Origin of the sequence: Prosthecobacter sp., assembly GCF_044222345.1 — a bacterium.
Classification (GTDB): domain Bacteria; phylum Verrucomicrobiota; class Verrucomicrobiia; order Verrucomicrobiales; family Verrucomicrobiaceae; genus Prosthecobacter.
The window spans coordinates 1-25130 of sequence record NZ_JBGANL010000003.1; the positions used below are offsets into that span (position 1 = coordinate 1).

Sequence of the window (25130 nt, forward strand, 5' to 3'; positions counted from 1 at the left end):
GCCGGTCTCGGGGACGGAGCACGCATTCCCCAGCCGCGTCTGGTGCTGCAAGTCCAGGACCTCAGCGACCGCGTGGTGACGGCCTACGAACCCAAGGACCGCAGGCGCATCAGCCTCAATCCCGAACAGCGGCAGACGGTGATCAGCGGCATGGTGGCCGTCGTCAATGGTGGTGGTGGCACCGGACATGCAGCGGCCATCAAGCAGGCTGAGATCGCAGGCAAGACCGGCACCGCCCAGTGGCGCATCAGCAAAGATCAAAACCTCGCGTGGTTCACCGGCTTTCTGCCCGCAGGCAAGCCCATGTTTGCCTTCGCCGTCGTTTATGAAGGTGAGCCAGGTGAGGACATCAGCGGTGGTAAAAAGGCCGCCCCCATCGTGAACGAAGTCTTCACCAACATTTTCGAAAAAGCCCCGGCGGATGATCCCATGCTGCTGGCCATGAAGGAAGTTCCCAAGGCCACTTTGGTGGAGGAAAAGTCCGGAGGAGGAGATGGAGAAAAATCTTCGGAAGTGGAGCCTGCCAGGCCGCCTGCACCACCTCCTTCGCCACCTAAAAAAGGCATCGGCGGCTTTTTCAAAGACTCTTTGGCCGCTAACCCACCTCACCTGCACGATGAACATTCAGCTCGCCATCATCTGTGACTTCTGCGACTACAGGTAGCTCTTGCGTCCAGGCGCGTTTGATACACTCTGCGCGCAGACCTTTCCTGTGGTGCATCCGCAGTGCTCCATCGCCGTGCGGGCTATTTTTCAGTCGGAAGACGCCGGCAAGCATGAATTCGTGATTCGTTGCGTCGATCCAGATGGCAAGGAATGCCTGCCGCCCATGCCTGCGCAGCTGGATGTGACCTTCCCCTCGTCCTTCATCCCGTTCGTCTCACGCAACATCGTTTACACGCTGCAGCGCTTGAAGTTTGAGCGGCAGGGCCTTTACCGCTGGCTGGTCCAGCATCAGGATGAAACCCTGGCCAGCATTCCTCTGCGGGTGACTTTGTTCGACGAGCGCCGATCCGCCACCGGCCCTGCAGGCTAGCCACCATGATCACCTCCAAACCCAAGACTCAATCCGAGACCAGCACTCCGGCAGGCACCCCAGTGCGGCAGTTGTCCGTGTTCCTGCACAATCGCGTCGGTGCGCTCATGTCTCTGGTCAAGCTGCTCACGGAGCACCGCATTGAGGTGCTGGGCCTCTCCTTGCAGGACACCACCGAGCTCGCCCTCGTGCGCCTCATCCCCAGCGATCCTGAGACCACGGAGATGCTCTTCATCGAAAAAGGCATCCCCCATGTGGTCTTTCCCGTCACGGTCGTCGAACTGCGTGAGACGGACCACTCCCTGCCACACGCGCTCTCCGCTCTGCTCTCCGCCGAGATCAACATCGACTTCACCTACGCGCTGTTTGTGCGTCCCTGCCCAACATCCCGTCTTCGTGCTCCACCTGGACTCCCTGAAGTGGGGGCTGAAGTGCTCACCGCCTCCGGCTTGGAGGTGCTGACCCAGGAAGATTTGAGCCGGTAGGGGAAGGGGGCAGAAGGGGCTCTTTAACAAGGTTCAGCGTGCTTCCACAGGTGCATGCGCGGTCTTGAGCCACTCCTCCTTCGTCAGCATGAAAGCGGGGGCCAGTTGTGACAGAAACGCGCGTGCATCCTCCACCGCATTGAGTTCCAGCATCGGGTCCTCCTGCCCCACGCGTTGTTCCGGCAGCGGGACGTAGATGGAGGCCATCGCCCAACGGTGCTGGATGTTGCGGAAGACCGCATCATAGTATGAGAGGAAGACGTGCTCGTAATGATCAGCGCAGGAGGTGCCGTCTGAGCCGATGTACCAGTAGAAATTGATGGCCCGCGTGCGGACCTTCACTCCCGGCTGGGGCTCCGCATCGCGGAAGATGCGCATCATCATGATGTTGATCTCACGCCCATCCTTCATTTGCAGCGGGATTTGCGTACGGTCAGTCACCGTCCAGCCTTGGTTCGGCAGACACACCTCCGGGCGGTGCAGGCTGCGCTTTTCAAATCCGCTCAGGATCACCGTGGCCATGATCTGCCTGCCTGCGGCGGACGCATACACATTGCGCGCCAGCCGCACCCCTTCATCCAGCAGGTTTTTCTCATCGGCCGTCATGTCAAATTCACGCCCCTGGTAGTCGCCCAGAGACAGCGGCAGGTAGGGCAGGCGCGAGTCATCCGGCCTGAGCTTCACCCCCGGTGCCGCCACATGAAAGCTGATGTCCGTGCACGCGCAGATCCCCAGCACCAGCAGCGGCAGCCCGATGGCCGCCAGGAGGTGGGCCAGAGTCCGGCGTGGCTCAGGGATCGCGCAGACCTCACCCACCGCCAGCGGTGTGCCATGCCGCTTCAGATTCGCCTTCATCTCACGTCCCTCCAGCAGCCAGCACAGCGCAAACATCCCCGCCAGCGCGATGCCAAAGACCGCAAAGCCCGCAAACGTGTGGTAGGGCGACATTTCCTGATGCCCGCCAATGTGTCTGCCCACGGCAAAATCAGCGCCAAACTGCTTCGTGCCCGCCACCAGCAGCAGCAGACGCACCACATTGCCCGCCACCGCCAGCGGCACCGCGCAGGCAAATAAAACAAAGCGGGAGCGCGGCCGCCTCAGCGCCAGGTAGCCCAGCAGCGCGGAGATCATCATCAGCGCAAAGAGCGAATTGATCCCGCTGCACTTCGCATCCACATCCAGGCTGAAGACATCGCCGATCTGCAGGCCGTTTTCAGCATCCGGGGCGGACTGCAGCGCGGAGCCCTCATTCACCGCCGGCACTTTCACCGCATTCAGCACCGCTGCCGCCATCGCTGCCGTCCATGGGCGTAGTGGAGAGGCCAGGGAATCCTCCAGCGGCTGCATCGGCCAGGTGAAAAACAAAAACAGCCACGCAAAGGAAAGTGTGCGGAACCAGGCCGTTCCCGCCACCAGGAGAATGAAGCCTGAAAGCACAAACTGCACCGCCAGAAAGCCCGGGTAGCCCGTGTTGGCCTTGTAGCCCACCCAGTAAAAGAACAGTCCCAGACCGAGGGACAGCAGGCCCAGCCGGGTGCCACGCAAGGGCAGACGTTCCAGCTCCTTACGCCGCAGCCACACCAGCCAGCCCACCAGCCACGGCACCAGCAGGCAAAACTGCCAGTCCGCACGCTTGCTCACCCAGCGGCCCCAGCCGATCAGGATGCTCTCACGACTGTCATAGTCCCACTGCTGATACGGCCAGACGAAAAACAGCAGCACCAGCACCGCAGGCAGCCCCCCCAGCACCGCCCGACGCAGCGTTTCCGGCTGCTCAAAGAGGGGCGTGGTCGAACGAGTGAGGGTGGACACACTGGGAGTCCGGGTGGAATCTGTTGCCATGACGTGGATTGACGGACAAAGGCTGGCCTTGTTTGTTGATTCTGGCAACCTTCATCGCGTAACGTCCTCGACGCATCATTCTCCATGTCCGATCCGCTTCCCCCCACTTCATCCCCAGCCACTGACACCGACGACACGGAAGAGGAGTCTGCCCTGCTCTTTGCCCGCTGCAGCCCTGCAACGACGGACGCTGCGGCCAAGTCCAAATCCACTTCCGGCCTTCCCAAGGATGGCAGTCCGCCGAACCTCCCATCCTCCCACCTGGCCTACCGCCATCTGGTCATCTCACTCAGCACTTCCTGCATCATCGGCCTGCTGCTCCTGTTTGTCGGCAGGTGGGTTTATCTTGAGAAGATCGAACCCCGGCTTTCCGCGGCTGCCATCGCAGCTCCCTCCTCAGCGTCCACTGCGGCGGCTTCTCCTGCCTCAGTTTCCCCGGACACCAAGCTCAGAGAAGAACTCGCCAAATCCGCCGAGCACATCGCAGCACTAGAGAAGCAGGTGGACGTCATGCGCCGCGAGCAGCTGCTCATGCAGCAGAAGACCCGGGAATCCCTCGAAAACATCTCCGCCACACTGAAGATTCCGGAGCTCGCACCTGCACCTGGTGCTCCCGTGACCAGTCAGCCCGGCACCCCGCGCATGGCCGATATGAAACCCCAGGTCACGCCCACTCAGGAGGAATTCATTCAACTCAAGGAGCGCAACCGCCTCACGCAATACGCAGACGAAGCCATCGCCACCGGCCAGCGCCGTCCCGTTGAAGTCCTCGTCGAGTACATGCGGGATCCGCAGCTTCCTCATCTGCATGACGCCGCGCAGGCCGAGTACCTGCGTGCCATCCGCGCCATCCAGCTTCTCCAGCGCGAGGACCCCGGCTACCGTCTCCCCGTGGCCGAACTCTTCAAAGACGGCAGCATTCGCGATGAAGCGGACGTCACCCCCGCCGCCCTGCTCAAGCTCCTTTCTGACTACAAGCTTTCCTGGGAGGTGCGCGTGCGAGTCTGCTTCCTCCTTCTCAGCAGTCCGCTGCCCGAAACCAACGCCCAGCTCATCAAGTCCATCAAGGAAGACCCCTCCCTCGATGTGGCCAAGCACGCGCAGCTCGCCCTGGAGCAGCGCGTCAAAAAACGGTTCCGCCTCTTCGACATCCCCGCTATCGAGGAGTGGTTCCAATCGCAGGGGAAATGACCCTGCGAACGCCTTTCCCACCACCCGCCAGCCATTTGGCGTCATCCTGCCCGCACCCATGAAAGCACTCTTCCTCACCAACGAATTTCCACCTCACATCTACGGCGGCGCCGGCGTCCACGTCGAGTACCTCACGCGCGAGCTCGCCAAGCTCATGGAAATCGACGTCCGCTGCTTTGGCGATCAGTCCAGCCATGAGGGCAATCTTCATGTGGAGGGCTTCGGCCTCGACAGCACCGGCTGGGACAGCCCCCTCAATCTCAAGTCCGTCTTTGGCGCCCTCCAGCGCTGCCTCGACTTCAACACGCATGGCATTGATGCCAGCCTCGTGCATCTGCACACCTGGTACGCGCACTTCGGCGGCATCCTGGCCAAGCTCAACTACGGCGTGCCCATGGTCCTCACCGTCCACTCTCTGGAGCCTCTGCGCCCGTGGAAGCGCGAGCAGCTCGGCCACGGCTATGACTTCACCGTCTGGCTGGAAAGCACCGCCCTCAAAATGGCTGACGCCATCATCGCCGTCTCCGAAGGCACCAAGGCCGACATCCTCCAGCACTTCGATGTCGATCCCCACAAGGTCCACGTCATCTACAACGGCATCGACCTCGCCGAATACCGCCGCACCGAAGCCCCCGACGTGCTGCGCAAGCACGGCGTCGATCCCGACAAACCCTACGTCCTCTTCGTCGGCCGCATCGCCAGGCAGAAAGGCATCGTCCACCTTGTCCGCGCCATCCAGCACCTCGATCCCGGCTTCCAGGTCGTCCTTTGCGCCGGCGCGCCTGACACCATCGAAATCAAAGAGGAGATGGAGGCCGCCGTCGCTGAAGCCAGCAAGGTGCGCCCTGGCGTCATCTGGGTGCAGGCCATGCTGCCGTTGCAGGAAAAGATCGTCATGTACTCCCATGCCGACGTCTTCTGCTGCCCTTCGATTTATGAGCCCTTCGGCATCATCAATCTCGAAGCCATGGCCTGCGAGACCGCCGTCGTCGCCAGCGCCGTCGGAGGCATCAAGGAAGTTGTGGTTGATGGCGAGACCGGCATCCTCGTGCCTTTGGAGCAGCAGACTGAAAGCCCCTTCGAAGCCATGCACCCTGAGAAGTTCGCCCGCGATCTCGCGGCCGGCATCAACAAACTCATGGCCGACCCCACCCTCCGCAATCGCATGGCCCAGGCCGGCCGCCAGCGTGCCGAAGATCATTTTAGCTGGAAGAGCATCGCACGGAAGACCCTGGCGCTGTACAAGACTCTGGCGGTGTAGGCGGAGCAGGCAGGCACACGCGCCCGTCAGCGTTGGATGCGAACATGGCGCGATGTTGCTGGAATGAGGAGTGGCTAAAGCGGCAGCTGTCTGAGTGCCGGGTGGTTTCCCCGGCGGGGACAGGCGTAGGCGAGTTCCGTAATGGCTGGAGGCAAGATTTCATGGCAGGCTTGGGAAGGTTGCCAAAAGGGATGTGATATTTTTTGTCCTCGAAAAATCTAAGCTGATATTTATTTGCCTCGTTATGAAATGTGCGCCTGAGTTTTAGATGTTTGTCGTGATCAGATACCCATTTTGCCGCTACAGAACCTGACGCTAAAGCACCGCCTGAGTATCTGCCAGAATCATTAGTCACGAATGAAAAAACAGCGCGACCCATCCCTGCAGATACGACTGGCCACCATCGCGATTTTGGGACTGTTGATCGTACTGGCGGCGGTCGCCTACCTCAGCGGACGGCAGGTGAAGGAGGACAGCAACCTGATCGCCGAAGACGCCGTGCCCGGCACCATAGATGCGCACTACATGCGCATGGCCATCTCCCGCAGCATTGGCTGGGTGCTGGTGGCGGCTTCGGCACAGACGCCGGAGTCCCGGGACGCGGGTTTGAAAACCGTGCATGAGGCCGACGTGGCGTTTGCCGCGGCTCTCCAGCAATATGAAACCACCATCATTCTGAATCCGGTGGCGGACCGAGCGCTGCTGGAGCTGGTGAAAACCAGCTATGCGGAATTTTACAAGCAGCTCATGGCCTATGAGACGCTGATTTTGGCCGGAGACCGTAGCGGAGCCGCCGCCTTCCTGGAGAAAAAATTGCTGCCAGCCTTTCTCCCGGCGATCAAATCCGCCGAGGATCTCATCAAGTACAACCACGGCAACACCATCGCCCTTTCGGGCTCGATCCGCCACAGTGTCAATCTGCTCTACTGGGCCGTGGCCGTCGTGGTCGTGCTGGCCCTCGCCTGCGCGGTGGTGCTGGTGTCTAATCTGACCATCCGCCGCCGGGAGCTGGCGGAGCTCCAGGAGAATGAGGAGAAATTCGCCAAGGCCTTCCAGGCCAATCCCAGCGGCATCGCCATCACCGAAGTCGAGACGGGGCGCTACATCGAGGTCAACGAAACCTTCTGCAAGATCCTCGGCTATCCGCCGCAGGAGGTCATCGGCTACACAACCCTGGACAAGGGAATCTGGCAAAGCGCGGAAGAGCAAGCCCGGATGCTGCAGCCGCTGCTCAACGGCGGTTCGCTGCACAATCTTGAAATTCAGGTGCGCACCCGCTACGGCGTGCGCAAGACCGTTACCCTCAATGCCGAGCTTATCGTGCTCGCGGAAAAGCGCTGCCTGATGACCCTGATCGAGGACATCACCGAGCGCAAGCAGGCCACGGAACAGAACGAGTTGCTCAAGGTGTCCATCGACAAGCATTTTGATGCGGCCTACTGGATGGACAGCAGCAATAACTTTGTTTACGTCAATGACTCCGCCTGCTCATCCCTGGGGTATACGCGGGAAGAACTGCTCGGGCGGTCGATTTCCATGGTTGCCCCCAAAGCAACACCGCAAGCACTTCAAAATGTGTGGACGCAGTTGCGTGAAAGCGGCTTTTTGACCCGTGAAAGCACGCACCGCCGTAAAGATGGCAGTGAGTTCCCGGTCGAAATCGTGGCATCCTACGTCCGTTTTGAGGGCCGGGAGTTCAATTGTGGTTTCGCCCGTGACATCACTGAGCGCAAGGAACTGCGGCGCAAGCAGGCGGAGATGGCGGCCATCGTTGAATCCTCCGATGACGCCATCATCGGCAAATCGGTGGACGGCGTCATCACCAGTTGGAACTGCGGCGCAGAAAAAGTCTTTGGCTACACCGCCGCAGAAACAATCGGCCGGCCCTTGCTGATGATCTTCCCTCCCGAGCGCGAAAGTGAAGAAGCGGACATTCTGGCCCGGATCAAGAGGGGTGAAACGGTCGAGCATTTCGATACCGAGCGCATCTGCAAAGACGGACGGCGGATCAACATCTCCGCCACCATCTCTCCGCTCAAAGACGGCAGTGGAACCGTGATCGGCGCCTCCAAGATCGCACGGGACATCACCGCGCAGAAACATGCCGAAAATGCGCTGGCCAGAAGCGAGGAACTGCTGCGCAATCTGATCAAGCACACGCCCGCGGCCGTGGCGATGTTTGACACGGAGATGCGCTACCTGCAGGCCAGTGACCGCTGGATTGCCGACTATCATCTGGAAGGCAAGACGGTCATCGGCCGCTCGCATTACGAGGTGTTCCCAGACATTCCCGAGCACTGGAAGGAAATTCACCGCCTGGTGCTGCGCGGGAACACCGACCGCTGCGACGAGGCCATGTTCCCGCGTGCCGACGGCGGAGTGGAGTGGCTGCAATGGGAAGTCCGTCCGTGGCACGCTGCGGAGAACGTGATCGGCGGCCTGATCATGTTCACGCAGGTGATCACGGAGCGCAAGCACACCGAATTGAAGCTGCGGGAAAGCGAGGAATTGTTCCGCACCTCCTTTGAAAACGCCACTGTCGGCGTTTGCTTGGTGGCGAAGGATGGCAGGTTTCTCAAAGTCAACCGCACCTGGTGCGCCATGCTGGGCTACACCGAAGCGGAACTGCTCCAGCTGACCTTCACTGACGTCACCCACAATGAGGACAAGGAAATCGGCTGCGCCTTTGTAGGCAATGCCCTGGCCGGCGGACCCAGGAGCATGCAGGTGGAAAAACGTTACATCCACAAGAATGGAGCCATCGTCTGGGCCTACCTGTCCACTGCCATCATAGAGCAGTCACGCGATCAGGGCTGCTACCTGATTTCCTACGTTCAGGACATAACTGAGCGCAAGCTGGCGGAGGCAGCCCTGCGCGAAAAGCAGGCCCAGCTTCTTCTGGCCATGGACATTGCCAGGCTCGCCCAATGGGAGTTTGACGTGGGGAGCAACCTCGTCACTGCGGATGAGCACATTTTCCAGCTGCTGGGCACCACCGCACAGCAGGAGGGCGGTCTGGCCATGTCGCCGGAGGAATACATCCGCAGATTCGTCCACCCGGAGGATGCGGGGATCGTCGCCAGTGAGGTGGCCCTCGGCGTCGCATCGGAAGATCCGAATTTCGCGCGGCAGTTTGAGCATCGCATCATCCGCAGGGACGGAGCCGAGCGCGTGATGCTGATGCGCTGCAGGATCCTTCTGGATGAGAAAGGCCGGACGGGAAAAATCCTTGGGACGAACCAAGACATCACGGAGCAGAAGCAGGCCGAACTGCGCATCCGGCAGCTGAACCGGGTCTATGAGGTGCTTAGCGACATCAACAAGACCATCGTGCGCGAGAAGGATCCGCAGAAGATGCTGGCGGAGGCCTGCCGCATCGTCGTGGAGAAGGGCGGGTTTCGGATGGCATGGGTGGGCATGTTTGATGCCGCGTCCCAAAAGGTGCGCCCCGTGGCTTCTGCGGGCGTGGTGGAGGGGTATCTGGATCAGGTGAACATTGATCTGCGTGACAAGGCGCGTAACTGCGGGCCTTCGGGCAGATGCCTCCTCTCCGGAGAGCACGTCACCTGCAGCGACATGGAGAACGACCCGCTCATGGAGGCATGGCGTGATGAGGCGCTGAAGCGCGGCTACCGTTCGTCTGCCAGCTTCCCGCTCAGAGCCGGAGGTGAGGTGTGCGGTGTTTTCACTCTCTACTCAGGCGAGGCCGGCTTCTTCAATGAGGAGGAAACGCTGCTGCTCGATGAGCTTGCCATGGACATCGGCTTTGCCCTGGATGTAAGCGAAAGCGAGGCCAGGCGCAGGCAGGCGGAGCAGGAGCTGCGCTGGCGCACCGCCTTCTTTGAAGCGCAGGTGCATTCCGCGATCGATGGCATCCTGGTGGTGGACACCGAAGGAAAAAAACTGCTGCAAAATCGACGCATGAACGAGCTCTGGAAAATCCCGCCGCCCATTGCGGATGATCCGGACGACTCCCGGCAGCTTCAATTCGTCCTCGGTCAGGTCAAGGAGCCGGAGGTTTTTCTCCAAAAGATCTCCCATCTCAATGCGCACCCGGATGAATCCAGCACGGATGTCATTGAACTGGTGGATGGCACCACCCTGGAGCGCCACTCCGCCCCCGTGCGCGGAAGAGATGGCACCTACTACGGCCGTGTGTGGACTTTTCACGACATCACCGAGCGTAAAAAGCTCGAGGCGCAGTTCCTCCGCGCCCAGCGCATGGAGAGCATCGGCACCCTCGCCAGCGGCGTGGCGCATGATCTCAACAACATCCTCACGCCCATCATGATGTCCGCGGCCGTCCTGCGCATGAAGATCGCTGATGAAAAGCGTGCCGGCCTCCTCGACACCATCGAGATGAGCGCGGCACGTGGGGCGCAGATCGTCAAACAAGTGCTGGCCTTTGGCCGTGGACTGGAAGGGGAAATGTATCCTTTGCAGATCGAGATGCTGCTCACTGAGATGGAGCAGATGATCCGCAGCACCTTCCCGAAGGACATCACCGTGGAATGTGTGAGCGAACCGCATTTATGGCTGGTTCTGGGAGATGCGACGCAGCTGCACCAGGTGCTGCTCAACCTTTGTGTGAATGCGCGTGACGCCATGCCGGAGGGAGGTACGCTGCGGCTGAGCGCCGCCAACCTCGACATCGACACCAGCTACGCGAGCATGCTGCCCGAAATGGCGCCAGGCCCGCATGTGCTGCTGGAAGTGAGCGACAGTGGCACCGGCATCCCGCCGGAAATCCTGGAGCGTATCTTTGATCCCTTCTTCACCACCAAGGAAGTTGGCAAAGGCACCGGACTCGGCCTTTCCACGGTGCATGGCATCGTCAAGAGCCATGGCGGCCTGCTCAAAGTGGTGTCCGCACCTGGCAACGGGACGACCTTCCAGATCTATCTGCCGGCCGCCCCGAATCAGGAGTCCATAGAGGATGCCGCCGCTGCTCCTCCTCCGACCGGCCATGAGGAGCTCGTGCTCGTGGTGGACGACGAGTCCGCCATCACCCATTCGGCGCGCACCGTGCTGGAAGCCAATGGCTACCGCGTTTTGCTGGCCAATAGTGCCATAGAGGCCCTCGTCCTGTACACCGAGCACTCGAAGGAGGTTGCGCTCGTTTTGACGGACCTCATGATGCCGGGCATGAATGGTGTGCTGTTTCTGCGCACGCTGCGGAAAATAAACCCCGGCCTTCTGGTGATTGCTTCCTCGGGGCTATGCAATCAGGCCCAGCTCGACACCATGAAATCGCTGGGCGTGGAAGCGGTCCTGCACAAGCCGTATAATTCAAACATGCTGCTGCGCACGATCGACGGAGTACTGCATCCGAAGGCGTGAGATGAGACGAACCGCCGGGAGAGTGGGGCAGGGGCTGGCATCGCCCCCGCAGCTTTTGTCTATTGTCTAGTATCCCTTCATCATCCCCTTCCGGCCTTCGTTGAAGAGGTGCACGCCCTGCGCACCAGCGGCGCGGACTTTGGCGGCGCGTTGCTCGTACTGCTCGCGCGTCAGCAGGGTGCTGGCGGCGGGCTTCATCTTGCCGGCGGCGATGAGGCGGTCCTCCTCTGCCGTGCGGTCGTGGCCTTTGACGATGGCTTCCTCCCCAAACAGCACGGCGCAGCCGCTGCCCTGCGCCTGCTTCACAAACGGCGCGATGTCGAAGTCATAACCGCCCAGCCCATACTGGCCCACGACGAGGTAGTCGAGCAGGCCATCCTTCAGCCATGTGTCGATGTCGCAGCCCCAGGTGGCATACTTCTTCCAGTCGATGCGTGCGGAGAGGCCGAGGTGGCGGCCCTTGCGCTTGCCTGCCTCGTCCAAAAGCTGGCGCACTTCGCGGACAAAGCGGTTCATCATTTCAAAGCGCAGCGGAAACCAGCGCGGATCATCCTGCGGCACGGTGCTCGGCTCGATGCCGTACTTCGCCTTGAAGGCATCGCTCATCGGCTTCTCAAAACCGAAGAACGTGGGGTGGCGCTGGAAGTCGAGGTTGATGCCGTCGATGTCCTGCTCCGCCACTTCGCGCAGGATGTTGAGCTTGAACTCGCGCACCTCGGGAAAGGCGAAGGACTGGTGGGAGCCGGGCTTGCCTTTGGCATCCAGCACGCGGAACTCCGGGTGCTTCCACCAGAAGCTGCCATTGGCAAATCGTGGAAAGGTGCCACCCCACATGCTTTCCGCGTAGTCGCCGTTCATGCGCAGCGAGGCATAGCAGGAGAGCCCCGCCTCATGGCAGGCTGCGGCCACGATGCCCAGGGTGTTTTCCCCCGCGTCCGCCATGCGCTTCACGGTCTCATGCGCCAGCTTGTCGCCACGCCGTGGGAACTCCGTCATGCCCGTGCCATAGAGTTCCGTGACCTTGGAGGGATAATTCGAGCAACTGCCCGCGATGATGCACCACTCCATCACCGCGATCTGTGTGTCCTTGTACGCCAGCATCGCCTTGCGCAGATCTTCCGCGCCCTTGTAGCGCCCGCTGTGAAAGGAGCTGAAGCCGTCGTCATTGGTGATCAGGATCAGCGACCCGTTGCGCGGCTTCGGAGGTTCGGCGGAGAAGAGTGAAGCGCTGAGTGCGAAGACGGCGGACAGGAGAAAGCGGGTCATGGCAAAAGAACGCGTATGGTGGAGCATTCGTTGCGGCGCAACTGGACAACTTCACGGAGCCGAGCGCAGAAACGCGATGATGCTGGCCACCTGCGCAGGCTTCAGCGCATCGCCGAGTCCGGCGGGCATGAGTGAAACATTGCGCAGGGTGCGGATCTCGGCGCGTTTGCGCAGCACGGTGCGCTCCGTGCCGCCGGGGAGTTTCAAAGTCACGCTGGTGGGCGAGTCAGACGCGGCGATGCCGAGGAGCGTCTCGCCGCGCTGCGTTTTCACGCGCAGCGTCTCGTAGCCTGGACGTGCGGCCTCGCTGGGAAAGAGCACATCCCGCAGGATGACCTCCGGCGCGCGCTGGAACTCTGCATCCAGATCCGGCCCCACGCTGACGCCGATGCCGTGGGACTTATGGCAGGCGCCGCAGATGCTTTGAAACAGCACACGGCCTTCTTCAAGATCCGGCTTCTCCTTCAGCGCGGCCAGCACGGCGGGCACGCGCTTTTCCCATGCGGCATTCTGTTCGGCGCTGGGCGCGGCGGGCGCAGGCACCTCGGCCTGCTGCGGCAGCGGCTTGGTTTCTTCGAGGCCCAGGCGCAGGATGTCTCCCGCTTTTCCTGGGGGCACAGCGGCGAGGCAGGCGGAGATCTCCTTTGCATCGCCACGACTTGCGATGACGCCGGCGAGGTTGTTCATCACCGGCTCGCTTTTTCCAGGTTCAGCAGCGAGCGCCAGCAGCAGGTCTTTTTCCAAATGATGGGCGGAGCTGGCGATGGCCGCATCCATCCACTTGAGCTGACCATGATTCCGCGCCAGCGCGAGAAGCGCCTCCTTGTCAGCACCGGCGCTGAGGGCCAGTTGCAGCGCGAGGTTCGGCTCCAGCTCTGGTTTGAGACAGAGCGTGCGCGTGGCAGCATCCAGCGGTTTGTCATCCGCATTGCGCAGCTTCAGCACCAGAGCCTCGGCGGCACTGAGCTTCGGTTCCGTGTACGGTGCCTTCGCTTCCAAGATCCAGATGCGGCCGCGATCGTGCCCGTTCATCACGCCGTACTGCTGCTGCAGGTGGCGTGGGATGGCGGAGTAGTCCTCGATGATTTCGCGGTAAAAGTCGCAGATGGCCATGCCGCCCTGCGGCGTGTGCGCGAGGCTCATGGGGTGAAACCAGGAATCCCGTGAGGCGAGAAACTCGCTCTGCTCCTCCCCCTTCACACGCTCCAGCCGCAGGCGCGTCCCATCCCGCACGATGTCTGCACGGTGGATGAGATTCTGAGCGGGCTCGCACACGAAGTACTGGCCGCGCCACACCAGCGGGCCGCAGGCGGAGGTGAAGTAGCCGGAGGCAGCGGCATCGCTGAGGCTGATCTTGCGGTAGAAGGCAAAGTACTCCGCATGCTGCTCGCGCTTGGTGCGCCAGGGGTGCGGTTTGGAAATGGGATAGACGCGCGTGTCATCGCTGGCCGGTGCATCCAGCAGCGGCGCGGCGGCGTCCGGATTGCGCATGAGGTAGCGCCACGGGATGGGCGTGACGAACAGACCTGGATGCGTCGTGGTGCAGACAAAGCGCTCGCCGCCCGGCGTGAAGGCCATGCCCAGCGTCTTCGTGCTGCCGCTCACAGGCTCGAGGGCGCTGCCATCCGCACGAATGCGGAAGTCCGTGGCGGGAAGCTTCACGGGCTGCGCCAGATGCGGCCCCGTGATCTCGCCACCGGCCCAGCCGCGGCCAAAATAGTACCAGCCGTCCGGCCCGAGCGTGGGCGCATTGATGCCGCGCTCCAGATTCCCCGTGCCGAAGCCGCTGAAGAGCTTTTCATTCACGTCGGCCTTGTCATCGCCATCGCTGTCCTTCAGAAAGACAATGTGCGGTGCGCAGGCCACGATGAGTCCGCCATTCGCGGCGGCGATACCATAGCATGGTGGCAGGCGGTCCGCCCATACGATGGACTGGTCCATCACGCCATCGCCGTCGGTGTCGCGCAGTAGTTTCACAGTGCCGTAGGTTTCGGCCTCGGCCTTCTTCTTGGCGGCTTCGCTGGCCTGGATGCGGCGCACTTCGAGATCGAGCTGCCCCGACTTGTTGAGCTCGTCGATGTCGTACTGCCCTTCGACATTGTAGCCATGCAGCTCGCACACAAAGCAGCGGCCCTTGTCATCCCAGCAGATGCCCGAGGGCTCATGGATCAGCGGCTCGCTGGCCAGCAGGCGGATCTGATAACCGGCAGGGACTTGGAAAAGCTTTGCGCTTTCAGCCGGAGACAGCGGCTTTGGGGCATCGTCCGGTTTCGGGATCTCTCCATGTGCCGTGGAGGAAACGAGCAGCGCCAGGGCCGCACTGCGGAGGCGCATTCCAACAGACAAAGAAAAGCTGGGCAACATCCAGAAGCTACGGGGTTCGCAGCACCAATCTTAAAATCGTCCGCTCCACCGCGCGCATCCAGCACGGAAGCGGGGGCACAAAAAAGGCGGGCCATCTCTGGCCCGCCTTCGTGAATGGTCTGGCTTTGCTGCCGCTTACTTCGCCGCCTCAGGCGTCTTGGCGCCTTCCTTGAAGCAGTAGAGATGCGTGTGGGTGGTCACATACAGAGCACCGTTGGCAGCCACCACGCTGCTGAGCAGCGGGGAAGGGAACTCGATGGTGGTGATCTCCTTGAGTTCCTTGCCTTCGGCGAGGACGAAGAGTTCGCCCTCTTCATTGCCGATCCACACCTTGCCATCAGCCACCAGCGGGCTGGCCCAGATGTGGCCCTTGGTGTCGAACTTCCAGTATTCCTTGCCGGTCTTGGCATCCAGGCAGAAGAGGCGGCCGGTGTAGTCCGCCGCATAGACGAGGCCGTCCTTCACCGCTGGGGTGGAGATGGTGCGCTCGATGCCTTTGAAGGTCCAGAGGGCCTTGCCGGTGAGGTCGCCTTTGCCTTTGGGGTCGATGCAGCTCAGGCAGCCCACGCCTTCGCCGTGCTCGGGGTCCTGGCCGATGTTCACATACACCAAGCCGTCAGCGACGGTCGGGGTGGCGATGATTTCGCTCGGGCCGTCGTATTCCACATACTTGATCGGCTCACCGGCGGAGTTCTTGCGATACTCGGGTGGGTTCGCGTCATAGCGCCAGAACTCATTGAGGATGTCCAGGCCTTCAGCGTCCTTGTGGGTCTCAGGGGCCATGGAGTACACCCAGCCGTCACCGGCGGCGAAGACGATCTGCTTCTTGCCGTTCACTTCCACGGAGTTCGGGGAGGACCAGGAGCAGTGCAGCACGCGCTCGGAGGCGATGTGATCCATTTCACCGAGGAGGGTGCCGTTTTCGGCGTCCAGCATGATGAAGCTGGGGGAGTTCGGGGAAGGGATGTTGGTGTGGGTCCAGTCCACGCCGTTGCAGGTCGGCACGAAGACCTTGCCGTCGATCACCAGCGGATAACCGGCGGTCGCATTGTGCTGGAAGACGCCGAGTTCTTTGTACATGTCATACACCCAGAGGATGTCGGCATCGGTGTCGCCGGGGGTGAGGGGGGCGGTGGGCTTGCCGTCTTTGTCCAGAGGAGCCATGAAGGCGCCTTCGTCCTGCATGCCCTGGTTGCCATTGGACAAGCCTTTGACGTCCAGGCAGACAATCTGGCAGCGATTGCCCGGCACGTAGGCCTTGTCGCCCACGATGGTCGGACTCGCGCAGATGCCCAGGTACTCCCAGTCATTCACCTTGCCGCTGCCCATCTTGGGGGAAACCAGCTGCCACTTGAACTGGCCGGTGTACTCATCAAACACCATCATGATGCCGCGGTCACCGATCTGCTTGTCGTTGCGCGGAGACTCGTTGTTCGTGCCCACATACACCTGACCGTTGGCGATCATCGGCGTCCCGTAGGTCTGGGAGCCCAGCTTGGCCACCCAGAGGCAGTTCTTGGTGGTGCTCATGTCGATGTCTTCCGCACCGGGAGCCTTGTTGGCGTCCTGGGCGTTCGGGCGGAGGCGTCCGGCTACTTTCGGCGCGGCCTTGGGTCCGTACTTTTTGCCGGGGCTGAAATCTGTCGGCAGGCCCTTTTCATCAGACACCATGTTGCGGGTGTTGCCGCCACCCCACTGGGTGTAGTCGGCGGCATTCAGCGAGGCCGTGGCAACCAGGGCCGCGGCGAGGATGGGAGAAAGTTTCGTGATCATGTGGTTTAAAAAACAAACGTTTCGTGGCGCGTTCCGTGGGGAATTATTTGAATTATTAGTAGAGTGAAAATCTCAGTAAGACGAGGAAGACCCTCATCTGGTTCAGAGCCGTTAAACCAAAGATGACGGTGGAGCCGTTGGTTTGCACATTGCTGGCAATCTTGACTTCGAGCGTCCAGGCCTCGGGCTCGGGTTGTGATTTGTCCCAGACTTTGGCACGGACGACACCGCTGCCGTCTTTGGCGGCATCCACGCGCGTCTTGAGCGTGTACCAGGTGTTGGCCACCACTTTGAAGGGGACTTCCTGCTTCAAGCGTTCGGGGTTGGAGCTGACCTCAAGCTTGCCGGCATTGCCGCGCAGGCAGATCAGGTAGCGCTGGTTGATGAGGCCGATGTCGGACTTCGCACGGGCGCTGCCTTCCGTCATGACGTCGGCCTGCATGGTGTAGTTCGACAGATGAGATGGGGCGACGAAGACCGTGGCGCGCTGGAACAGCAGACGGTCGAAGGTCTTGGCAAACACCTTGTTGCCGTTGAGTTCACGCACGTCGAATTTGAAACGTGCGCCGATCCAGGGCAGGGGAGGGTAGGAGAACTTCACCCCTTCGGTGGGCTGGGTTTCGGTGAGATTGTATTTTTCGAAGTCTTCGATCAGCGGCAGGTTGCGCAAAGCACGTCCCCGGATTGTGCCGGAGATGCCATCGGCGGAGGTGGCTTTGAAAGCACCAGCGCTGGACTTGGCGTCGGCGGCGACTTCGAGCTCTCCGGCGTCGTTGAACTTGCCGTCCATCGTGGCTTTCACTTTGGCGGTTGGCGGGATGAAGGTCTCCCACTTCACGCCTTTGACGTTTTTGCTGACAACGAAGCCGCTGGCATCGATGCTGCGGATGCGGAACTTCTGCTTCTCGCCGGTCATGATGACCGTCTCAGCAGGAATGATTTGCAGGGCCACGGCCTTGCCTGCCTTGGGGATTTCCACGGCCGGTGCTGCGTCCACCTTGATGCCCTTGTTCGGAATGGCGAAGGCATACAGATGCTTCGTGGTGGTCACGTAGAGCATGCCATTGCAGACGCTGGGTGAGCCAAGGCAGTTGCCATCGAGCGTGAGTTCCTGGACGATTTCACCATCCTTCTCGCCCGGCTTCACCACGACGAGTTTGCCTTCCATCAGGGGGCAGTAGAGCAGGCCGTCCACATACAGCGGGGAGGAGTGCAGGTTGGCATTGCTGAGCTTCTTTTTCCACAGGTCGGCGCCGGTGTTGGCATCGATGGCGTAGAGTTCAGCGCCGTCAGTGAGCTGATAGATCACGTCACCGACCACCACCGGGGAGCTGCTGGTGGCGCCGATGGGATTGCGCCACAGTTCAACGCTGGGCTCCAGCGTGGTGGTTTCGGTGGATGGTGGCACGGCTGCGGTGAGCTTCTCCGGCAGCTTGATGCAGGTCATGCGGCCCTTCTCGGAATTGTCGACGTTTTCGTCCCCATGGATGGAGATGAGCTTGTTGCCTTTGTGAATCACCACCGAGGAATTGATGCCGTTTTTGCAGGTCTGCATCTTCCAGTAGGGTTTGCCGCTACGCGCATTGAGGCAGACGATGTTGCCGCAGCCGGTGGTGAAATACATCACACGCTTGCCGTCGCGGGTTTCCAGCACCGGCGTTGAGTAAGAGCTGTCCACTGGCGGGCTGACGCCCGGCAGCGACCACCAGACGAGTTCGCCGGTCTTTTTGTCAAAAGCATAAACACGGTCTGCGGCCGGGCCGTCGGCACCCCAGTTCGAAAAGATGAAGTGGGTGATCACATAGTCACCTTCGATCACAGGACTGCCCACACGTGCGTTGGGGAAGGTCATGCGGCCAAAGTCTTCCATCAGCGGAATCTCAAAGACCTTCGTGCCATCGAGTTCATAGCAGAGGAAACGTCCGGCATTGCTGACAAGATAGATGCGCTTCGTTTCAGGATCGACCGTCGGTGCGCCGATGGTGTAGCGGTTGTAGATCGAATCGCTGAGATAATCGCTGAACTCATGCTCCCACAGCTTCTTGCCCGTCTTGGCATCCATGCAGGTGAGCATTTCGATGAGATCCGTCGTCTCACCCTTGTAGCCCCAGAGGAGGACCTTGCCATCCACCACCACCGGGATGCCACGGCTGCGGATGTCCACAGTCCACGTCGGCTTTTCATCCAGTTTTCCAGCCTTGGTGTAATGTTCCAGACTCACGCCGTTTTGCAGCGGCCCGCGCCAGTTCGTCCAGTCATTCGCTTGGGTGATTCCGGTCAGAGCCAGAGTGGCGGCAAACAAACAGCCGAAGGAGGGTCGGGGACGGTGGTGCATGGAATGGGGTGGGAGGGTGGAAATAAAACATCGTGAGCACACGACGCGCTTCAATGCGATTTTCATACCTTTCGCAAGGGAGGCGCCGCTAGCTGACAATGGGGGGATGATGGCAACGCATCATACGCCCTCCATCTTGCAGGCGGACGGGCACAGGAGCGCTCGAAAACGCGAAATCCTATTTGTCTGCCGCTTCAAATGCTCCCGTGTTTCCATGCGTCGCTTCGCCGGCAGGGGAATGCAGGGCCGGACAATCTCATGGGCCGACTGCAAGAATAGCTCATGAATGAACAGTTCCGATGCTTCGAATGGGGTGGATTTTGTGGGCATTCAAAACTATCGACATCCATGACTCCGCCCGGTACCCCCACTGGCTCCACCAGTGCCTCTGTCGTTCCACCAGTCTCACCCGCTGTTACAGAGGCCGCGCCAACGGTTCCGCCTCCAGCCAAGGCTGGTTCGTCCTTGTTGAAAAAGTACGGGTGGCTGGCCGCCATTGCAGGCGCCGTGGTCCTGCTGGTGATCGTGGTTGGGCTTGAATTCAAACATGCCGGACCTGGCCCAGGGTTTGTCAGCGGAAACGGGCGCGTGGAAGCCACGGAGATCGACATCGCCACCAAGCTGGCCGGGCGTGTGCAGAATATTCTGGTGGATGAGGGCGATTTTGTGCAGTCGGGGCAGTTGCTGGCGCAGATGCAGGTGGATGTGCTGAATGCGCAGCACGATGCGGCCAAGGCCCAGCTGCAGCAGGCCATCACCGCCGTGGCCAGTGCCGAGGCTCAGGTGGCCGCACGGAAGAGTGACGTGGCTGCCGCGCAGGCCGTGACCGTTCAGCGTCAGGCTGAACTCGAAGCCGCCAAGAGCCGGTACGCCCGCACCAAAGCGCTGTCTGCCAGCGGGGCGATCTCCATGCAGGACCACGATGATGACCTCGCCAGACTGCATGGGGCGGAGGCTGCGGTGACGGCGGCGCAAGCCCAGGTGGCCGCCGCCCAGGCTGCGATCAAGGCCGCAGAAGCCCAGGTCATCGGCGCCAATTCCGCGGTCAATGCGAGCAAGGCGACCGCCGCCAGCATCGAGGCGGACATCTTGGACTGCCAGCTCAAGTCGCCGCGAGATGGTCGCGTGCAATACCGAGTGACACAGCCCGGCGAAGTTCTGGCGCCCGGTGGCAAGGTTCTGAACCTGGTGGATCTCGGCGATGTGTATCTGACCTTTTTCCTGCCCGAGGCGGCGGTGGGAAAGGTGGCGCTGGGCAGCGAAGTGCGCGTCATCCTCGATGCAGCTTCGCAGTATGTGATCCCGGCGCAGATATCCTATGTGGCCAGCGTCGCCCAGTTCACGCCCAAGACAGTGGAGACGGCGAACGAACGGCAGAAGCTGATGTTTCGCGTCAAGGCGCAGTTTGGCCGCCCACTGCTGCAGAAGAATCTGAAGCTGGTCAAGACGGGGCTGCCCGGGGTGGCATGGCTCAAGCTCGATGCAAAAGCTGAGTGGCCGGAGAGCCTGGCGATCAAGCTGCCGCAATGAACCCGGTGCAGTCCAGTTCCGAGTCCGTTGCCCGCTTGACGGATGTCAGCCTGAGCTACGGCAAAAACATCGCGCTGGCCGGCGTCACGCTGGAGATTTCTGCGGGCCGGATGGTGGGGTTGATCGGGCCGGATGGCGTGGGAAAATCCAGCCTGCTGGCGCTGGTGGCCGGGGCGCGCAAAGTGCAGCAAGGACGCGTCGAAGTCCTCGGGGGAGATATGACGGAAGTGGGGCATCGCAAGCAGGTCTGCCCGCACATCGCCTACATGCCGCAGGGGCTTGGCAAAAACCTTTATCCGACGCTCTCGGTGGAGGAGAATCTGCAGTTCTTTGGACGGCTCTTCGGCCACGATGCCGCCGAGCGCCGCCGCCGCATTGACGAGCTGACGCGCAGCACCGGGCTGCTTCCATTCCTGTCGCGTCCGGCGGGCAAGCTGTCAGGCGGCATGAAGCAAAAGCTGGGTTTGTGCTGTGCGCTGATCCATGATCCCGATCTGTTGATTCTCGATGAGCCGACCACCGGTGTGGATCCGCTGGCCCGGTCGCAGTTTTGGGATCTGATCCAACGCATCCGCGACAGCCGCCCCGGCATGAGCGTCATCGTCGCCACGGCATACATGGAGGAGGCGCAGCGCTTTGACTGGCTGGTGGCGATGAATGCCGGCCAGGTGCTGGCCACCGGTTCGCCTGCGGAGCTGCTGGCCCGCTCCCAGAGGGAGTCGCTCGATGATGCCTTCATCGCCCTGCTGCCAGAGGAGCAGCAGCGTGGCCACCGTGCGGTTTCGATTCCACCGCTCGCCGCCGAAGCCAATGCCGGGATTGCCATCGAGGCCACAGATCTGACCCGGCGGTTCGGTGCTTTCACGGCGGTTGACCATGTCAGCTTTCGTATTCTGCGGGGTGAAATCTTTGGATTCATCGGGTCGAATGGCTGCGGCAAGTCCACCACGATGAAGATGCTCACCGGCCTGCTGCCGACGAGCGAGGGGCGCGCGATGCTGCTCGGTCATGAAGTCGATCCGAAGGACATCACCACGCGCCGTCGTGTCGGGTACATGTCGCAGGGATTCTCGCTGTACTCGGAGCTCTCGGTGCAGCAAAACCTGGTGCTGCATGCGCGGCTGTTTTCAGTGCCCGAGGCCGAAATCGACGCGCGCGTCGCCGAGATGGCCCAGCGCTTTGGTCTGGCCTCGCTGCTCGATGCCATGCCGGACAGCCTGCCGCTGGGCATGCGCCAACGCCTGTCGCTGGCGGTGGCGATGGTGCACAAGCCGGAGCTGCTGATCTTGGATGAGCCCACTTCAGGGGTGGACCCCATCGCTCGGGACATCCTCTGGCAGTTGATGATTGATCTCTCGCGCAATGATCGGGTCACCATTTTCATCTCCACCCACTTCATGAATGAGGCCGGGCGCTGCGACCGCATCTCGCTGATGAATGCGGGCAAAGTGCTGGTCACCGACGCACCTGCCGAACTCGTCCGCAAGCGTGGCGCGGCTTCGCTGGAAGAGGCGTTCATCGGCTATCTGAAAGAAAGCGCTCCGCCGGAGAGCCTGCCGCCCGATGTGGCAGCGGAGGCTGCAGCGCCTCTGACGCCGCCGGTGGCACGCGCGGGTCGGAAAGCGTTCAGCTGGCAGCGTGCGTGGAGCTACACCTTGCGGGAAGCTCTGGAACTCAAGCGCGATCCGGTCCGCGCCACCATGGCCTTGCTCGGGTCGGTCATCCTGATGTTTGTCTTTGGCTATGGCATGAGCCTGGACGTGGAAAATCTGACCTATGCCGTGCTGGATCGTGACCAAACCGGCTTGAGCCAGAACTATGCGCTCAATTTGTCCGGATCGCGTTACTTTATCGAACGTCCGGCCATCACCGACTACGCGGATCTGGATCAGCGGATGCGTTCTGGCGAGCTCGCGCTGGCCATTGAGATCCCGCCGAACTTTGCCAGGAATCTGGGGCGTGGAACTCCCGTGCAAATCGCAGCCTGGGTGGACGGCTCCATGCCCGCCCGTGCCGAGACGGTGCAGGCCTACGTGCATGGCATGCATCAAAACTGGCTGCTGGATGTTTCGCAGCGAAGGCTGGGCCAGAATGCCGGAAGCGGCCCCGCCATCATCGAGACGCGCTACCGTTACAACCCCGATGTCGCCAGCCTGCCATCCATGGTGCCGGCGGTGATCCCGATGCTTCTGCTGATGATTCCGGCCATGCTCGCCGCGCTGTCGGTCGTGCGTGAAAAGGAGCTGGGATCGATCATCAATCTCTACGTCACCCCGGTGACGCGCAGTGAGTTTCTGCTCGGCAAACAACTGCCCTATGTGCTGCTGGCGATGCTGAACTTCGGGCTGCTCACCCTGCTGGCCGTCACGGTTTTTGGCGTGCCGCTCAAAGGCAGTTTTCCGGCCTTCGCCCTGGCCGCGCTTTTGTTTGTGATGTTTTCGACCGGCCTGGGCCTGTTCTGCTCCACCTTTACCCGCAGCCAGATTGCGGCCATTTTCGTGACCCTCGTGGGCACGATCATCCCGGTGGTGCAGTTTGCCGGGCTGCTGAATCCTGTTTCTTCCCTGGAGGGGACTGGCTTGTTCATCGGCCGGATCCAGCCGGCCACCTATTTCCTCAACATCAGCCGTGGCGTGTTCAACAAGGCCCTGGGCTTCTCCGGCCAGTACCATTTCTTCGTGCCCATGCTGCTGGGGGTGCTGTTCATCGTTGGCCTGTCCATTGCGCTGCAGAAAAAGCAGGATTCATGACCATGTCGTTTGCCATCAACATCTACCGGCTGGGGATCAAGGAGCTCTGGAGCCTGGCGCGCGACCCGGTCATGCTCGTGTTGATCGCCTACACCTTTACGGTTTCGATCTACGTGGCCGCCACGGCCATGCCGGACACGCTGCACAAGGCGCCCATCGCCATCGTGGATGAGGATGGCTCGCCGCTTTCGGCGCGCATCGCCTCGGCTTTTTCCATGCCACGCTTCAACCCCCCGGTCATGATTACCCTGCCGGAGATGGATGCGGGCATGGACAATGGCGACTACACCTTTGTGATCGACATACCGCCGGATTTTCAGCGCGACGTGCTGGCGGGCAAGTCGCCGCGTCTCCAGCTCAATGTGGACGCCACCCGCATGTCGCAGGCCTTCACCGGGAGCAGCTATGTCCAGCAAATGATCTCCGACGAGGTCAACGAATTCGTCGCGCACTACCGCAGCAGCGCCACACCGAGGGTGGATCTGGTCCTGCGTGAGCGCTTCAATCCCAATCTAGAGCAGTCCTGGTTTGGCGCCTTGATGGAGGTCATCAACAACGTGACCATGCTCTCCATCATCCTGACAGGGGCGGCGCTGATTCGAGAGCGTGAGCATGGGACCATCGAGCACCTGCTGGTGATGCCCGTCACGCCGTTTGAAATCATGGTCGCCAAAATCTGGTCCATGGGGCTGGTGGTGCTGGTGGCGGCCACCATCGCCCTGCTGGTGGTGGTGCAGGGGGCTTTGCACGTGCCGGTGGAGGGCTCTGTGGTGCTCTTTCTGCTGGGGACGGCGCTGCATCTTTTTGCCACCACCTCCCTGGGGATTTTCATGGCCACGCTGGCGCGCTCCATGCCGCAGTTTGGGCTGCTTGCGGTGCTGTTCCTGCTGCCGATGGAGCTGCTTTCCGGCGGCTTCACCCCGCGCGAAAGCATGCCGGCTATCGTGCAGCATCTGATGCTCTTCGCGCCGACGACGCATTTCGTGTCGCTCGGCAAGGCGGTGCTGTTTCGTGGTGCGGGCCTCAGTGTGGTGTGGCCGCAGTTTCTGGTGCTGGTCGCCATCGGCGCGGCATTCTTCTTCATCGCCCTGGGGCGCTTTCGCAAGACCATCAATGAAATGGCCTGAGGCCTTCCCATCGCCGGAACTGCAGGGCGGTCCTACTTCTCCACAGCGGCCTGATGCAGCGCAGCGGCCGGTCCGGCGGGGAAGGTGTCGGACTGCTTCTGCCAGCGGCGCATCAGTTTGATGAACTTGATGGTGTCCTGCACGGGGCGGATCTTGGTCTTCTCGGCCCCGTAGATGGTGCTCACTGGAACACTCTGGATGGTGAATCCGGCGCGGCTGGCCAGCAGCAGCATTTCCGTTTCAAAGTCAAAGTGGTCGCTGCTGCCCATGATGTACGTCACCAGAGAGGAGCGGATGAGGCGGAAGCCGCACTGGGTGTCCGGGATGCGGACGCCGCAGGCATTGCTTATGATGCGGGACATCAGGCTGTTCACAAAGCGGCGCACGATGGGCATGCCCTTGACGTTTTCAAAGCGGTTTCCCAGCACCACATGGGCTGCTCCTGCGCGGGCCACGGCGGTGAAGCGGGAGACTTCTTCCGGTGCGTGCTGGCCATCTCCGTCCAGCAGCATGATGTAGTCAAAGCCGCGTTCGGTCAGGATTTTCATGCCCGTCTTCATGGCGGCACCTTTGCCCTGATTGACCGAGTGAACGATAACTTCAGCTCCGGCCTTCCTGGCAAGCTCCGCCGTGTCGTCAGGCGAGCCGTCGTCCACCACCAGCACGAGATCCACGTGGGGAATCGTCCGCTGCACCACATCGGCAATGGCCATCGCTTCTCGGTAGGCCGGAATGAGTGCGGCGATCTTGCACGTGGAGGGGGGAATCTGGCTGGCGGCCTGCATGAATTAAGTGGGTAAGCAATCTTCCACGGTTTCCCTAACCCTGTC

15 protein-coding genes are annotated in these 25130 nt (G+C 61.3%); 9 read left to right on the top strand and 6 right to left on the bottom strand.

Features of this window, described 5'->3' with window-relative positions; all coding sequences use genetic code 11:
• From ACILSL_RS02685 to ACILSL_RS02695, 3 genes are all read left to right on the top strand, one after another.
• Positions 1 to 645 (top strand): penicillin-binding transpeptidase domain-containing protein (locus tag ACILSL_RS02685; RefSeq protein WP_395730455.1); only part of this gene is annotated, 645 nt, incomplete at its 5' end.
• A gap of 22 nt (positions 646 to 667) precedes the next feature.
• Positions 668 to 1036 carry a DUF6941 family protein gene (locus tag ACILSL_RS02690; protein ID WP_395730456.1) on the top strand — a complete coding sequence of 123 codons (369 nt, stop codon included), beginning with the start codon at positions 668 to 670 and terminating at the stop codon, positions 1034 to 1036.
• A 5-nt stretch (positions 1037 to 1041) separates the two neighbouring features.
• Positions 1042 to 1521, top strand: coding sequence for a hypothetical protein (locus tag ACILSL_RS02695; protein ID WP_395730457.1), 480 nt, complete (start codon positions 1042 to 1044; stop codon positions 1519 to 1521).
• Between the two features lie 33 nt (positions 1522 to 1554).
• On the opposite strand, the gene ACILSL_RS02700 is transcribed toward ACILSL_RS02695, so the two are convergent.
• Positions 1555 to 3363: an exosortase/archaeosortase family protein gene (locus ACILSL_RS02700; RefSeq protein WP_395730458.1), complete on the bottom strand. Its 1809-nt coding sequence runs from the start codon at positions 3361 to 3363 to the stop codon at positions 1555 to 1557.
• 84 nt (positions 3364 to 3447) lie between these two features.
• On the opposite strand from ACILSL_RS02700, the gene ACILSL_RS02705 reads away from it, so the two are divergent.
• The 3 genes from ACILSL_RS02705 to ACILSL_RS02715 all read left to right on the top strand — a co-directional run bounded on the left by ACILSL_RS02705 (position 3448) and on the right by ACILSL_RS02715 (position 11155).
• Complete coding sequence (locus ACILSL_RS02705) at positions 3448 to 4554, top strand: hypothetical protein (RefSeq protein ID WP_395730459.1); 1107 nt, start codon at positions 3448 to 3450, stop codon at positions 4552 to 4554.
• A 58-nt stretch (positions 4555 to 4612) separates the two neighbouring features.
• On the top strand, positions 4613 to 5815 hold the full coding sequence (gene glgA / locus ACILSL_RS02710) for a glycogen synthase (protein WP_395730460.1): 1203 nt from the start codon (positions 4613 to 4615) through the stop codon (positions 5813 to 5815).
• Between the two features lie 357 nt (positions 5816 to 6172).
• Positions 6173 to 11155, top strand: coding sequence for a PAS domain S-box protein (locus tag ACILSL_RS02715; RefSeq protein ID WP_395730461.1), 4983 nt, complete (start codon positions 6173 to 6175; stop codon positions 11153 to 11155).
• 66 nt (positions 11156 to 11221) lie between these two features.
• On the opposite strand, the gene ACILSL_RS02720 is transcribed toward ACILSL_RS02715, so the two are convergent.
• The 4 genes from ACILSL_RS02720 to ACILSL_RS02735 all read right to left on the bottom strand — a co-directional run bounded on the left by ACILSL_RS02720 (position 11222) and on the right by ACILSL_RS02735 (position 18893).
• The gene (locus tag ACILSL_RS02720) at positions 11222 to 12421 is read right to left on the bottom strand and encodes a family 10 glycosylhydrolase (protein ID WP_395730462.1); all 1200 of its coding nucleotides are present in this window, start codon (positions 12419 to 12421) and stop codon (positions 11222 to 11224) included.
• 51 nt (positions 12422 to 12472) lie between these two features.
• The gene (locus tag ACILSL_RS02725; protein ID WP_395730463.1) at positions 12473 to 14755 is read right to left on the bottom strand and encodes a PVC-type heme-binding CxxCH protein; all 2283 of its coding nucleotides are present in this window, start codon (positions 14753 to 14755) and stop codon (positions 12473 to 12475) included.
• 165 nt (positions 14756 to 14920) lie between these two features.
• A complete protein-coding gene (locus ACILSL_RS02730; protein WP_395730464.1) occupies positions 14921 to 16558 on the bottom strand; it encodes a PQQ-binding-like beta-propeller repeat protein in 1638 nt (545 codons plus the stop codon).
• 55 nt (positions 16559 to 16613) lie between these two features.
• Positions 16614 to 18893 carry a PQQ-binding-like beta-propeller repeat protein gene (locus ACILSL_RS02735; protein WP_395730465.1) on the bottom strand — a complete coding sequence of 760 codons (2280 nt, stop codon included), beginning with the start codon at positions 18891 to 18893 and terminating at the stop codon, positions 16614 to 16616.
• 348 nt (positions 18894 to 19241) lie between these two features.
• On the opposite strand from ACILSL_RS02735, the gene ACILSL_RS02740 reads away from it, so the two are divergent.
• Genes ACILSL_RS02740 through ACILSL_RS02750 form a run of 3 tightly spaced genes read left to right on the top strand, consistent with a single transcriptional unit; the run spans position 19242 to position 24300 of the window.
• Entirely contained in the window at positions 19242 to 20423 is a 1182-nt protein-coding gene (locus ACILSL_RS02740) for an HlyD family secretion protein (RefSeq protein WP_395730466.1), read from the top strand.
• Complete coding sequence (rbbA, locus tag ACILSL_RS02745; protein ID WP_395730467.1) at positions 20420 to 23173, top strand: ribosome-associated ATPase/putative transporter RbbA; 2754 nt, start codon at positions 20420 to 20422, stop codon at positions 23171 to 23173. Before ACILSL_RS02740 ends, rbbA begins: the two co-directional genes overlap by 4 nt.
• Positions 23174 to 23175: 2 nt before the next feature.
• Positions 23176 to 24300: an ABC-2 transporter permease gene (locus ACILSL_RS02750; protein WP_395730468.1), complete on the top strand. Its 1125-nt coding sequence runs from the start codon at positions 23176 to 23178 to the stop codon at positions 24298 to 24300.
• 32 nt (positions 24301 to 24332) lie between these two features.
• Here the strand turns inward: ACILSL_RS02750 and ACILSL_RS02755 are convergent, their stop codons facing one another.
• Entirely contained in the window at positions 24333 to 25085 is a 753-nt protein-coding gene (locus ACILSL_RS02755; protein ID WP_395730469.1) for a glycosyltransferase family 2 protein, read from the bottom strand.
• Positions 25086 to 25130: the final 45 nt, after the last annotated feature.

What these genes read in the sequence shown, in the direction of transcription:
- rbbA (WP_395730467.1), top strand. Translation starts at nt 20,420, where the DNA reads ATGAACCCGGTGCAGTCCAGTTCCGAGTCCGTTGCCCGCTTGACGGAT.
- ACILSL_RS02740 (WP_395730466.1), top strand. Translation starts at nt 19,242, where the DNA reads ATGACTCCGCCCGGTACCCCCACTGGCTCCACCAGTGCCTCTGTCGTT.
- glgA (WP_395730460.1), top strand. Translation starts at nt 4,613, where the DNA reads ATGAAAGCACTCTTCCTCACCAACGAATTTCCACCTCACATCTACGGC.
- ACILSL_RS02705 (WP_395730459.1), top strand. Translation starts at nt 3,448, where the DNA reads ATGTCCGATCCGCTTCCCCCCACTTCATCCCCAGCCACTGACACCGAC.
- ACILSL_RS02725 (WP_395730463.1), bottom strand. Translation starts at nt 14,755, where the DNA reads ATGCGCCTCCGCAGTGCGGCCCTGGCGCTGCTCGTTTCCTCCACGGCA.
- ACILSL_RS02750 (WP_395730468.1), top strand. Translation starts at nt 23,176, where the DNA reads ATGTCGTTTGCCATCAACATCTACCGGCTGGGGATCAAGGAGCTCTGG.
- ACILSL_RS02715 (WP_395730461.1), top strand. Translation starts at nt 6,173, where the DNA reads ATGAAAAAACAGCGCGACCCATCCCTGCAGATACGACTGGCCACCATC.
- ACILSL_RS02730 (WP_395730464.1), bottom strand. Translation starts at nt 16,558, where the DNA reads ATGATCACGAAACTTTCTCCCATCCTCGCCGCGGCCCTGGTTGCCACG.
- ACILSL_RS02735 (WP_395730465.1), bottom strand. Translation starts at nt 18,893, where the DNA reads ATGCACCACCGTCCCCGACCCTCCTTCGGCTGTTTGTTTGCCGCCACT.
- ACILSL_RS02695 (WP_395730457.1), top strand. Translation starts at nt 1,042, where the DNA reads ATGATCACCTCCAAACCCAAGACTCAATCCGAGACCAGCACTCCGGCA.
- ACILSL_RS02700 (WP_395730458.1), bottom strand. Translation starts at nt 3,363, where the DNA reads ATGGCAACAGATTCCACCCGGACTCCCAGTGTGTCCACCCTCACTCGT.
- ACILSL_RS02720 (WP_395730462.1), bottom strand. Translation starts at nt 12,421, where the DNA reads ATGACCCGCTTTCTCCTGTCCGCCGTCTTCGCACTCAGCGCTTCACTC.
- ACILSL_RS02755 (WP_395730469.1), bottom strand. Translation starts at nt 25,085, where the DNA reads ATGCAGGCCGCCAGCCAGATTCCCCCCTCCACGTGCAAGATCGCCGCA.